The organism is Pseudoxanthomonas jiangsuensis, from assembly GCF_010093185.1.
Classification (GTDB): domain Bacteria; phylum Pseudomonadota; class Gammaproteobacteria; order Xanthomonadales; family Xanthomonadaceae; genus Pseudoxanthomonas; species Pseudoxanthomonas jiangsuensis.
Genome location: NZ_PDWL01000004.1, coordinates 170418 through 182191, shown reverse-complemented (window position 1 = coordinate 182191; position 11774 = coordinate 170418). Strand labels below are relative to the sequence as shown.

The following is an 11774-nucleotide window of genomic DNA, read 5'->3' as shown; positions in this document are numbered from 1 at the left end:
TGCTACTGCTATGGTAACCACGTGTGCTATTTTTTTTCCAGGCGAAAGCGGGCATAGGATTTAGGGGCCCGCCTCGTGGGCACGGAAAGGTGAAAAAGAGCCAGCCCCCCCACCCCCCCCCGCCGAAACCCCCACCACCCCAGCCGCCGTGACGTCCCGGGCGCACGTAGCGGCCGCCCCCGGTCCTGGCCAGGCCGACCAGCAGACCGATCACTCCGCCCAGCAGGCCGGCCAGCAGCGAGGCCGAGACCAGCCAGCCCACGCCCCCGGCAAGCCCGGCCGCCAGCGGCCCGCGCAGCCCCCGCGGCAGCCAGCCGAAGAACAGGCGCGCGAACTGGGCCGCCAGGAAGGCGAAGAACAGCCCCAGGAGCCACCGGTCCTGGCGCGTGGGCTCGGACGCCGCATTGCGGCTGACCGGAGCCGGCAGCGGCTCGCCGTCGATGACCTTGACCAGCACCGCGGTGGCCGCCTCGATCCCGCCGCCGAAGTCGCCCTCGCGGAACTCCGGCACCAGGTACTCCTGGATCACCCGGTTGGCGACCGCGTCGGGAATCGCGCCTTCCAGGCCGTAGCCGGTCTCGATCCGCACCGCGCGGTCGTCCTTGGCCACCAGCAGCAGCACACCGTCGTCCACGCCCTTGCGGCCCAGCTTCCACTGCTCGAACACGCGCACCGCGTACTGCTCGATCGTGTCGGGTCGGGTGGTCGGGACCATCAGTACCTGCAGCTGGCTGCCCTTGCTTTGCTGCAGGGCGCGCGCCTGCGCGTCCAGCCGTTGCACGGTGGCCGCGTCGAGGGTGCCGGTGGTGTCGACCACCGGCGCGTCCAGGGCCGGGATCGCCGCGGCGGCGGCCGGCTGCGCCCACGCCGGCGCGCAGGCCAGCAAAAGCCAGGCCAGCGCGCCCAGGCGCCACAGCCGTCGGTGCGTCATCGCCGGGCGCCGCGCTCAGCCGCCCGGCGCGGGTGCGGGCGGCGCCTGCGGCGGGCTCTGCGGTTGCGGCGCGGCCGGCGCCGGGGTGCCGAAATCGACCGCCGGCGCACGCTGGATCTGGGCCTCGTTCTCGACGCTGAAGTTCGGCTTCTGCCCGTAGCCGAAGACCTTGGCGGTGATCACCTGCGGGAACGAGCGCACGTAGGTGTTGTAGTCCTGGACCGTGGCGATGTAGCGGCCGCGGGCCACGGTGATCCGGTTCTCGGTGCCTTCCAGCTGCGCCTGCAGGTCGCGGAAGGACTGGTCGGCCTTCAGCGTCGGGTAGTTCTCGCTGACCACCAGCAGCCGGCCCAGGGCCGAGGACAGCTGGCCCTGGGCGGCCTGGAACTGCTGCAAAGAGGCGGGGTCGTCGGCGTTGACCTGGAGCTGGCCGACCCGGGCGCGGGCCTCGGTCACCTCGGTCAGCACCTGGCTCTCGTGGGCGGCGTAGCCCTTGACCGTGGCCACCAGGTTCGGCACCAGGTCGGCGCGGCGCTGGTACTGGTTGAGCACTTCCGACCAGCCGGCCTTGACCGCCTCGTCCTTCTGCTGGATCGCGTTGTAGCCGCAACCCGACAGCGCGGCGGCGAAGGCCAGCGCGGCCGCCACGGCCAACCACCTGCGGAGGATCGCTTGCATGGCACGGCTCCTGGTTCTGCGGCGCGAGGCCGGCGGGCCATTCCAGCACCGGCCCGGACACCGCGCAAGCGATGCCGGGCCGTCCCTGCGGAGCCCGGCACGGAGGCCGGGCGCCGCGGCTCAGAACTCGCCGGCGCCCGGCACGTGCTTGCGCGCGGCGTTGCGGCGCATGAACAGGTTGAGCGTCTCCACCAGCACCGAGAAGGCCATGGCGAAGTAGATGTACGGCTTGGGCACGTGCACCTCCACGCCGTCCAGGATCAGGACCACGCCGATCAGCAGGATGAAGGCCAGCGCCAGCATCTTGATGGTCGGGTTGGCGTCGATGAAGCGGCCCAGCGGGTTGGCCGCCAGCAGCATGATCGCCACCGCCAGCAGGATCGCGAAGATCATCACCGGGATGTGCTCGGCGATGCCCACCGCGGTGATCACCGAGTCCAGCGAGAACACGATGTCGATCACCGCGATCTGCGCGATCACCATCCAGAACACCTGCGAGCTCTTGGTGGTGCGCGGATCCTCGTCCTCGCCGCCGGTGATCAGCTCGCGGATCTCCATCGCGCCCTTCACCAGCAGGAAGGCGCCGCCCAGGATCAGGATCAGGTCGCGGATGGAGATGCCCATCCCGGCCACCGAGAACAGGTCGTTCTGCATCCGCGCCAGGAACGCCAGCGACACCAGCAGGCCGATCCGGGTGATGCAGGCCACCGCGATGCCGAAGCGGCGGGCGAACGCGCGCTGCTCCTGCGGCAGCCGGCCGACGGCGATCGAGATGAACACCAGGTTGTCGATACCCAGCACGATCTCCAGCGCGCTCAGGGTCACCAGGGTCAGCCAGACGTTGGGGTCGGCCAGGAATTCAAGGTTCATGGGGTTTCCTGCTTCTTCGGATTCTTCTTCAGATCAGCCGCGGGCCGAGGACCAGGCCCCAGCACAGCAGCACGTTGAGCATCAGCACGAACACCGCCGCCGAGCCCATGTCCTTGGCCCGGCCGGCCAGCTCGTGGTACTCGGCGCCGTAGCGCTCGATCACCGCCTCCACCGCCGAGTTCAGCAGCTCGGCGGCCATCACCAGCAGCATCGGCGCCACCAGCAGGGCGCGCTCGATCCCGTCCGCGCCCAGCCACAGGGCCAGCGGCGCCAGGACCACGAACAGGTAGACCTCCAGGCGGAAGGAGGACTCGTGCAGCCAGGCCGCGGCCAGGCCCTGCAGGGACCAGCGGGTGGCCTTGAGGATCCGGCCGGGGCCGCGCGGCAGGTGGCCGGTCTCGTCGGCCATCTCAGGCGTCCGCGGCGGCGGCCGGCGCGCGGCCAGGGGCGGCGGCGCGGAGCGTCGTGGACGGAACAGGCGGAAGCGGCATGGGACGTCGGGCGGCGGCGTGGGCGGCGATTTTGCCACATCGGCCCGGCGGACCCGTATGGAAGCCGGCGCCCGGGGGCTCCGGCCGTGCCTGGACCGACCGGCTCGGCGCCGGCGCGATCCATGGCCGGCGCTATTTCGCCGCGCGCAGCGCCTGCTGCTCGACCAGGGTCAGGGCGACGTTGTCGCGCAGGTAGGCCGGCTCGGCGCGCTCGGGCGCCACCGCCTCGCCGCGGGCGAAGGCCGCCGCGGCCAGCCGCGCCAGGTCGGCCGCGCGCGGCAGGGCGGCGGCATCGACCGCCTGCAGGCGCCCCTCCAGCCGCCGGGCCAGCACGCCATCGCCGGCGGCGAAGCCTGTGCCCACGCCCTGCCAGGCTTCACCGTCCTCCGCCAGCTCGAACGCCTCCGGCGGCAGCACCCGCTCCGGCGCCAGCGGCACCAGCACGTCCGCGCCTTCGCGGCCGAACGCGCCCACGTAGACCTCGCCCATGCGCGCGTCGATCGCCGCCAGGATACGCGCCGCGCCCTCGCCCGGCGCCCCGGCTGCCAGCACCGCCAGGGTCGAGACCGGCACCACCGGCCGGCCCAGCGCTAGCGCCACGCCCTGGGCCAGGGCGATCGCCAGGCGCACGCCGGTGAAGGCGCCCGGACCGCGGCCCACCGCGATCGCATCCAGCTGTGCCCGCGCCACCCCGGCCTCGGCCAGCAGGGCATCGGCGAACGGCAGGGCGAGTTCGGCATGCCGCCGCGGCGCCACCTCGTAGCGCTCGCGCACCTCCCCGTCCAGGTACAGCGCGACCGAACAGGCCTCGGTGGAGGTTTCGAAGGCGAGCAGCTTCATGGGATACGGACGGCGGCGATGGCGGAGGCAAAGGGTAAACGATGGGCGATGCCTGGCCGACAGGTGCGAGACGAGCCATCGGTTCCTGCGAAGGCCGGTGAAGCAAAAGCGCTGACTTCGGTCTGGGCCGCCGTGCCTTGGGTCTGCGGTGCACCGCTCGGGCGGGCGTCCTGCCCGCAACTCACGGCCGTGGCACGTCCCTGTGCCACTTGCACCGCAGACCCAAGGCACGGCGGCCTCTGCGGGCATCGAGTTCACCGCTTCTAGTGCTTCTGCTCTTCAGGCTTCGGCTTGCCTTGCCCAACCCCGTCGTTCCCGGCGAACGCCGGGACGACGGAGGGAAGAAGTCCCGATCCCGACGCACGAGCGTCCGCCGTCGCATGGGGGATGGACCAAGTGGCACATGGATGTGCCACGGCCCCGAGTAAAGACAGGATGTCGTCCCGAGGGGTGGTCCATCCCCCATGTGACGGCGGACCCCCTCCGAAGCCGGCGCAACCCGATGCTCCTGCCGTTGCCGTTGCCGCCGTTCGATCATGCCCGCGCGGAACCATCCGAGCGGGCACATGGCAGCCGCCGGCAATCCCGCACCTACCCCCGCGCGAAGAACAGCTGCACGTCCTCGATCCGCCGGGTCACCGCGAACTGCGGCAGGGACTGCATGAACACCCGCCCGTACGGCTTGCCCGTGATCCGCGGATCGCACAGCACCAGCACCCCGCGGTCCGATTCGGTGCGGATCAGCCGCCCCACGCCCTGCTTCAGCGCGATCACCGCCTGCGGCAGCTGCTCGTCGCGGAACGGATTGCCGCCGCGCCGCCGCACCGCCTCCAGCCGCGCCTCGAACACCGGGTCGTCCGGCGCCGCGAACGGCAGCTTGTCGATCACCACCACGCTCAGCGCATCGCCGGCCACGTCCACCCCCTCGCGGAAACTGGCCGAGCCCAGCAAAACGCCGTTGCCCGAGGCGCGGAAGCGCTGCAGCAGCTCGCCCTTGGGCGCGGTGCCCTGCACGAACAGCGGCCACGGCGCCCCCTCCAGCGCCGCCGCCGCCTCGCGCAGCGCGCGCAAGGAGGCAAACAGCAGGAACGCGCGCCCGCCGGAAGCCTCCAGCACCGGCCGCACCGCCGCCAGCATCGCGGCGCCGAAATCGCGCTGGTTCGGCTCCGGCAGGTTGCGCGGCAGGTAGCACAGGGCCTGCCGCGGCCAGTCGAACGGGCTCGGCTCCAGCAGCGTCTCCGGATCGAACAGCCCCAGCTTGCGGCCCACGTGCTGGAAGCCGCCGCCCACCGCCAGGGTGGCCGAGGTGAACACCCAGGCCGCGCGCGACTGCTCGCGCTGCTGGCGCAAGGGCGCCGACACGTCCAGCGGCGTGCGCTGGCAGCGGAAGCCGCGCGCGCTGAGCTCGTACCAGTAGACCTCGCCGCCGCGCGCGGCGGCCTTGGCCAGCGCCTGCGCATCGGCCGGATCGCCGCCCTCGCCGGCCACCGCCGCCAGCAGCGAGGCCTGGCCGTCCGCGTCGCGTGCCTCCTCTTCGCCGGCGAAGGCGTCGGAGGCCGCGTCGCCGTCGCGCCAGCGGCCCAGCCGCTCGCCCAGGTCGCGGGCGCGGGCGACGCAGGCGGCGAAGCCCGGCGAGGTCTCCGCCAGCGGCGCCATCGCCTCTTCCAGCACGCCCAGCGCGTCGGCCAGCACGTCGAAGCCGTCGCTCACCGCCGGCAGGGTCAGGGCACGGTAGCGGGTGCCGCGCGGCGGCAACGCCTCCATCGCCGCGCGCAGTTCGCGCAGGCTCTGCTCCAGCGCCCGCGCCGGGGCCTGCAGCACCGCCAGCGCGCCTGTGGTCTGCTTGCACTCGGCCAGGCAGTCGCGGCCCAGCTCCTGGATCTGGCGCATGCGGAAGCCTTCGCCGAAGAAGCTGGCGGCCAGCTCCGGCAGCTGGTGCGCCTCGTCGATCACGAACGCCTGCGCGCCGGGCAGGATCTCGCCGAAGCCTTCCTGCTTGAGCGCCAGGTCGGCCAGCAGCAGGTGGTGGTTGACCACCACCAGGTCGGCGGCCTGCGCGCGCTGGCGCGCCTGGACCACGAAGCACTCCTCGTAGAACGGGCACTCGCTGCCCAGGCAGTTGTCGACCGTGGAGGTGACCAGCGGCAACAGCGGCGAATCGTCGGCCAGACCTTCCAGCTCGGCCATGTCGCCGGCGCGGGTGCGCCCGGCCCAGGCGACGATGCGCTGGAACTGGCTGGCCTGCTCGGGACTGGCGAAGCGGGCGTCGCCCCGTGTCCCCGGAAGCGTCAAGTCGCTTCCTTTCGCCTGGTTGAGCCGGTAATGGCACAGGTAGTTGGCGCGGCCCTTGAGCAGGGCGCTGCGCAGGCCGGTACCCAGGGCCTCGCGCACCCGCGGCAGGTCGCGGTGGTAGAGCTGGTCCTGGAGGGCGCGGGTGCCGGTGGAGACAATCGTCTTCAGCCCCGACAGCAGGGCCGGCACCAGGTAGGCGTAGGTCTTGCCGGTGCCGGTGCCGGCCTCGGCCAGCAGGGCCTCGCGCCGGTCGAAGGCCTCGGCCACCGCCGCGGTCAGGCGCTGCTGCGCCGGGCGGGCGACGAAGCCTTCCAGGCGCGCGGCCAGCGCCCCGCCTTCGCTGAGGGCCTCGACGCTGGCGTTGGCGAGCACGGACATGGCGGCGGCGGACGGAGCGGGACGCGAACGGACGGGCGCGGCGCGAGGCCGCGCCCGCGGCCGCTCAGTACCGGGTCACGCCCGGCACGGTGCAGGTGCGCAGCTGGGCCTGGGCCGAGGCCGCGTTCTCGGCCTGGTCGCGGGCCAGCCGCGACTGTTCGATCGTGGCCCAGTGCCGGCGGCACAGCGGGCCGACCTTCGAGCCGACGTCGTAGGCGCGGCGGGCCAGGGTCTCGGCGCGCTCGTACTGGGCCTGCAGCAGGGCTACCTCGGCGCGCTCCTGGAGCACGGCCGGATCGTCAGGGACCACCAGCAGGGCCTGGTTCAAGGCCTCGCCGGCGGCCTCGGCGTCGCCGGCGGCCAACGCGCGCGCGGCCTGCTCGCGCAGGTCCTCGACCTGCGGATCGCGCAGGGGCTGTACGTTCAACTCGGTGTCCTCGGCGCCGGCGGCGGCGTGGACCGCGGCCAGCCTCTGCTGCGGACTGATCCCCGGCGCGGGCGGCGGCGGGACCACGACCGGGCCGCAGGCGGACAGCAGGGAGACGAGCAGGCACAGCGCGGCGAGCGGCGCGCAGGATCGGATCAGGGGCTTCATGCCGGACATTATGGCGCAGGCGGCGCGGGAGCCTGGGCGGGTTGTTCAGTTGCGGCGGGGCGGCGGCCGAACAGGCGTTGCCAGAAGCCCTCGCCCTGCGCCTGCTCGCCATCTTCGGCCGGCGCGCCGTCGGGCCAGGCCGGCGCGCAGGGCGCGTAGGCCGGCGCCGCGCCGGCGACGAAGGCGAAGCGGCGCGCGCCCGGGCAGTCGGCGTCGGTGGCGTAGGAGCCCTGGCCCTCGACCCACTGCCAGTCCAGGCCCTTGTCGGCCACCCGCAGCGGCGAGCTGGGCAGGCGCGCGAACAGGCCGGACCAGATCCGCATCGCGCCGGTGGCGCCGTACAGGCCGGTCTGCTTGTTTTCGTCGTTGCCCATCCACACCACCGCCAGGTGGTCGCCGGTGTAGCCGGCGTACCAGCTGTCGCGGCCGTCGTTGCTGGTGCCGGTCTTGCCGGCCGGCGACAGCCGGCCCAGGCCATCGCGCAGCAGCGCGCGCGCGGTGCCGCCGGTGACGGTCTCCTGCAGGGCCACGGTGACCAGGTTGGCGGCGATCGAGTCGCCCTCCTGGGCCGGCGCCGGCGCGGTGTCGTAGCGCTTGAGCAGGCGGCCCTGCGGGTCGAGCACGCCGCGCACCGCGCGCAGCGGCTGGATCTCCCCGCCCGACGCCAGGAACTGGTACAGCTGCGCCATCGCGTACGGGCTCTGGTCGGTGGCGCCCAGGATCAGCGCGGGATTGGGCTCGGCCTCGATCCCGGCCAGGACCTTGGCCAGCTGCGCCAGCCGTTCCGGCCCGACCTGCATGCCGATCCGCACCGTGGCCTGGTTGTAGGAATGGGCCAGCGCATCGACCAGGCGCACGGTGCCGTGGCTGCGGTTGTCGGCGTTGTCCGGCTGCCACTTGCGGCCGCGCGAGAGCTGCACGGTGACCGGCGCGTCCTCGACGAAGCTGGCCAGCGACCAGCGCTGCGGCTGGGCCAGCGCCAGCAGGTAGACGTAGGGCTTGAGCAGCGAGCCGACCGGACGCCTGGCCTCGACCGCGCGGTTGAAGCCGTGAGTGTCGAAGTCGCGGCCGCCGACCACCGCCAGCACGTCGCCGGCATGGGTGTCGGTAACCACCACCGCCGCCTCCAGCGGCGGCCGCTTGCCGGTCTGCAGCGCTTCCAGGGTGCGCGCCACCGCGCCCTCGGCGTAGGCCTGGGCCGAAGGCGACATGCCGGTGAGCACGCTCAGGCCGGCGCCCTGCAGGGCGCTTTCCGGGTAGTCCGTGGCCAGCTGGCGGCGGACCAGGTCGATGTAGGCGGGGAAGCGGTTGGCCGCGGCCACACCGGCGTTCTTCGTGACCCCCAGCGGCGCCTTGCGCGCGCGATCCAGCTCGGCGTCGTCGATCAGGCCGGTGGCGTGCAGCATCGACAGGGCGATGTTGCGCCGCTCCAGCGCGCGCTGCGGGTGCTTGCGCGGATCGTAGTAGGACGGGCCCTTGACCAGGCCGATCAGCAGGGCGGTCTGCTCGGTGGTCAGCTCGTCCAGGTCGCGGCCGAACCAGAACTCGGCGCCGGAGGCCACGCCGTGGATCGCCTGGCCGCCGCGCTGGCCCAGGTAGACCTGGTTGAGGTAGGTCTCCAGGATCGTGCGCTTGTCGTAGCGCGCCTCGAGGATGATCGCGTACAGGATCTCGTTGAACTTGCGGGTCCAGGTCTGCTCCTTGCCGATCCCGAGCAGGCCGCTGCGGGCCAGCTGCTGGGTCAGGGTGGAGGCGCCCTGCTTCTTCTCGCCCGAGCGCAGGTTGACCAGCAGGGCGCGGGCCATGCCCGGCACGTCGATGCCGTGGTGGTCGGCGAAGTCGCGGTCCTCCACCGCCTGCAGGCCGGTGACCAGCAGTTCGGGCACCTCCTCCACCCGCACCAGCCGCCGCTCCTCCTGGCGCTGGCCGTAGAGGGTGGCGATCCGCGCCGGGTCCAGGCGCGCCGACTTGACCGCCTTGCGGTCGGCGGCGTCGCGCAGGCCGGCGACCCGACCGCCGGACAGGGTCACCTCGATCCGCCGCGCCGGCACCGGGCCGTCGATGTCGGTGTAGCCGCGGCTGGAGATGACGAAGCGGGCGTCGTCCGCGCGGTAGCTCCCCTGGCGTTCGCCGCTGTCGTCCTCCTGGTAGCCGGCCGCGTCCAGCTCGGTGCGCAGGGTGCGCGTATCCAGCGCCAGCCCCGGCTGCAGCTGCAAAGGGCGGGCGTACACCCGGGTCGGGATCTGCCACTGCAGGGCGCCGAAGCGCTCGCTGACCTGATGGTTCAGGTACAGCATGTACGGCACGAGGAAGCCGACGGCCAGCGCCGCGCCGGCCAGCACCGCGGTGAGCAGGTGCCGGCGCCATGCCGGAGCGGCGTGGTCGTCGTCGAAGTCTTCGATGTCGTCCGGCGCGTGGCGTCGTGGCACGGGGATGCGAGAATGCGGGAGTCGGCCGAGTCTAGCGCAGGCTTCCGCATGCGCCGCCACGCCGCCGCTTCCCTCTTCAGTCGGAGTTCCGGACCCGGATGCGATCGCAGGCGGGCAATTGGCTGGCCGGCCTGCACTACCGGCTGGCGCACCTGCGCGGGCTGCTGCGCCGCGGCCTGTCGAGCCTGCGCAGCCGCGGCTGGCGCGCGACCTGGCGGCGCGCCTGGCTGCAGCTGCGACCGCCGCCGCCGGCGCCGCGGATCCCGCTGTACCGGCCGCCGGCCGCGCCGTTCGCCCCGTTCGCGGTGCCGCGCGCGGAGGCGCCGCGGGCCAGCGTCGTGATCCCGGTCTACAACCACTGCGAGGCCACCCTGGCCTGCCTGCGCGCGCTGGCCGCGCATCCGCCGGCGGCGGCCTGCGAGGTGATCGTGGTCGACGACGGCAGCGCCGACGCCACCGCGCAATGGATGCCGCAGGTCGAAGGCCTGCGCTACCACCGCCGCGCCGCCAACGGCGGCTTCATCGCCGCCTGCAACGACGGCGCCGCGCTGGCCCGCGGCGAGGTCCTGGTGTTCCTCAACAACGACACCCTCCCGCAGCCGGGCTGGCTGGACGCCCTGCTGGCCACCTTCGACGCGCAGCCGGACACCGGCCTGGCCGTGGCCCAGCTGCTGTATCCGGACGGGCGGCTGCAGGAATCGGGCGGGGTGGTGTTCGCCGACGGCAGCGCCTGGAGCTACGGCCGCTTCGAGGCCGCCGACGACCCGCGCTACGGCTACGTGCGCGAGGCCGACTACGGTTCCGGCGCGGCGCTGGCGATCCCGCGAGCGCTGTTCGGATCCATCGGCGGCTTCGACCCCCGCTACGCCCCGGCCTACTACGAGGACACCGACCTGGCCTTCGCCGTGCGCGCCGCCGGCCGCAAGGTGCGGGTGCAGCCGGCCAGCCGGGTGCTGCACGACGAGGGCACCACCGCCGGCACCGACACCGGCCAGGGGATCAAGGCCTACCAGGTGCGCAACCGCGGCGTGTTCGCCGCCAAGTGGGCCGAAGTGCTGCGCGGCCACCCGCCGCCGGGCACGGTCCCGGACCCGGCCTCGCTGCACGCCGGCCAGCGCCGGGTGCTGGTGCTGGACGAGGCGGTGCCGCGCCCGGACCGCGACTCGGCCTCTTTGCGCCAGCTCAACCTGCTGCGGATGCTGCGCGCGCGCGGCGCCCACGTCGCCTTCCTGCCCACCGGCCTGGCCCACGGCGGCGAGGCCACCGCGGCCCTGCAGCAGCTGGGGGTGGAGACCTGGTACGCGCCGTTCGCCGCCTCCGCGCCGGCCTGGCTGCGCGCACACGCGGCGCGCTTCGACGTGATCGTGCTCACCCGCCACCATCTCGCCAACGCCTTCATTCCCCTGCTGCGCCGGCACGCGCCGCGGGCCCGGCTGGTGTTCGACACCATCGACCTGCACTACCTGCGCGAGCGCCGCGGCGCGCAGCTGGCCGGCGACGCGGCCGCACTGCGCGCCGCCGACGCCACCCGCGGGCGCGAGCTGGCGGCGATGGCCGCGGCCGACCTGACCCTGGTGGTCAGCGCCGAGGAGCAGGCGCAGCTGCGCCGGGACGCGCCGGACGCGAGGGTGGAGCTGCTGTCCAACCTGCACGAGGTCGCCGGGCCGGGCGCGGACTTCGACGCGCGCGCCGACCTGGTGTTCGTCGGCGGCTTCCGCCATCCGCCGAACGTGGACGCGGTGCTGTGGTTCGCGCGCGAGGTGTTTCCGCGCATCCGCCAGGCTTTGCCGGAGGTGCGCTTCCACTGCATCGGCGCCGAGCCGCCGGCGGAGGTGGCCGCGCTGGCGCGGCAGCCCGGGATCCTGGTCCACGGCCACGTGCCGGACCTGGCGCCGTACATGGACCGGGTGCGGCTGGCGGTGGCGCCCTTGCGCTTCGGCGCCGGGGTCAAGGGCAAGGTCAACCTGAGCATGGCCCACGGCCAGCCGGTGGTGGCCACGACCTGCGCGGTGGAAGGCATGCACCTGCGCGACGGCGTGGACGTGGCGGTGGCCGACGACCCGGCGGCGTTCGCCGAGGCGGTGGTGGCCCTGTACCGCGACCGCGGACGCTGGCAAAGGCAGGCCCAGGCCGGGCTGGAGAACGTGGCCCGGCACTTCTCCCTGGATGCCGCCGCCGCGGTGGTGCAGCGGGTGTTCTTCGATCCTTTGTAGGAGCAACAGCAAAGTCGGAAGCGTCGGGTCGCACCGGCTTCGGAGGGAGTCCGCCGT

At 73.6% G+C, this 11774-nt stretch carries 9 protein-coding genes; 1 reads left to right on the top strand and 8 read right to left on the bottom strand.

Annotation, left to right across the window (positions count from 1 at the left end; translation table 11 throughout):
- The 8 genes from CSC62_RS04375 to mrcB all read right to left on the bottom strand — a co-directional run.
- Window positions 1-931, bottom strand: a 931-nt coding sequence (locus CSC62_RS04375) for a TPM domain-containing protein (protein WP_162404949.1), incomplete at its 3' end; no start/stop codon positions are given.
- A gap of 15 nt (window positions 932-946) precedes the next feature.
- On the bottom strand, window positions 947-1609 hold the full coding sequence (locus tag CSC62_RS04370; RefSeq protein ID WP_162404948.1) for a LemA family protein: 663 nt from the start codon (window positions 1607-1609) through the stop codon (window positions 947-949).
- Between the two features lie 120 nt (window positions 1610-1729).
- Window positions 1730-2479, bottom strand: a complete 750-nt coding sequence (locus tag CSC62_RS04365) for a TerC family protein (RefSeq protein WP_162404947.1) — start codon at window positions 2477-2479, stop codon at window positions 1730-1732.
- 28 nt (window positions 2480-2507) lie between these two features.
- Window positions 2508-2888 carry a diacylglycerol kinase gene (locus CSC62_RS04360; protein ID WP_162404946.1) on the bottom strand — a complete coding sequence of 127 codons (381 nt, stop codon included), beginning with the start codon at window positions 2886-2888 and terminating at the stop codon, window positions 2508-2510.
- A 214-nt stretch (window positions 2889-3102) separates the two neighbouring features.
- Window positions 3103-3810, bottom strand: coding sequence for a tRNA (adenosine(37)-N6)-threonylcarbamoyltransferase complex dimerization subunit type 1 TsaB (gene tsaB, locus CSC62_RS04355; RefSeq protein WP_162404945.1), 708 nt, complete (start codon window positions 3808-3810; stop codon window positions 3103-3105).
- A gap of 591 nt (window positions 3811-4401) precedes the next feature.
- Complete coding sequence (gene yoaA, locus CSC62_RS04350; protein ID WP_162404944.1) at window positions 4402-6480, bottom strand: DNA repair helicase YoaA; 2079 nt, start codon at window positions 6478-6480, stop codon at window positions 4402-4404.
- A gap of 64 nt (window positions 6481-6544) precedes the next feature.
- Complete coding sequence (locus CSC62_RS04345) at window positions 6545-7075, bottom strand: hypothetical protein (protein WP_162404943.1); 531 nt, start codon at window positions 7073-7075, stop codon at window positions 6545-6547.
- Between the two features lie 8 nt (window positions 7076-7083).
- Entirely contained in the window at window positions 7084-9504 is a 2421-nt protein-coding gene (mrcB, locus tag CSC62_RS04340; RefSeq protein WP_162404942.1) for a penicillin-binding protein 1B, read from the bottom strand.
- Between the two features lie 98 nt (window positions 9505-9602).
- Here mrcB and CSC62_RS04335 point away from each other — a divergent pair, with 98 nt between their 5' ends.
- Window positions 9603-11717, top strand: coding sequence for a glycosyltransferase (locus tag CSC62_RS04335; RefSeq protein ID WP_162404941.1), 2115 nt, complete (start codon window positions 9603-9605; stop codon window positions 11715-11717).
- Window positions 11718-11774: the final 57 nt, after the last annotated feature.

Excerpts from the sequence above, each read along its gene's own strand:
- tsaB (WP_162404945.1), bottom strand. The coding sequence starts at position 3,810 with ATGAAGCTGCTCGCCTTCGAAACCTCCACCGAGGCCTGTTCGGTCGCG.
- CSC62_RS04360 (WP_162404946.1), bottom strand. The coding sequence starts at position 2,888 with ATGGCCGACGAGACCGGCCACCTGCCGCGCGGCCCCGGCCGGATCCTC.
- yoaA (WP_162404944.1), bottom strand. The coding sequence starts at position 6,480 with ATGTCCGTGCTCGCCAACGCCAGCGTCGAGGCCCTCAGCGAAGGCGGG.
- CSC62_RS04345 (WP_162404943.1), bottom strand. The coding sequence starts at position 7,075 with ATGAAGCCCCTGATCCGATCCTGCGCGCCGCTCGCCGCGCTGTGCCTG.
- CSC62_RS04365 (WP_162404947.1), bottom strand. The coding sequence starts at position 2,479 with ATGAACCTTGAATTCCTGGCCGACCCCAACGTCTGGCTGACCCTGGTG.
- CSC62_RS04335 (WP_162404941.1), top strand. The coding sequence starts at position 9,603 with ATGCGATCGCAGGCGGGCAATTGGCTGGCCGGCCTGCACTACCGGCTG.
- CSC62_RS04370 (WP_162404948.1), bottom strand. The coding sequence starts at position 1,609 with ATGCAAGCGATCCTCCGCAGGTGGTTGGCCGTGGCGGCCGCGCTGGCC.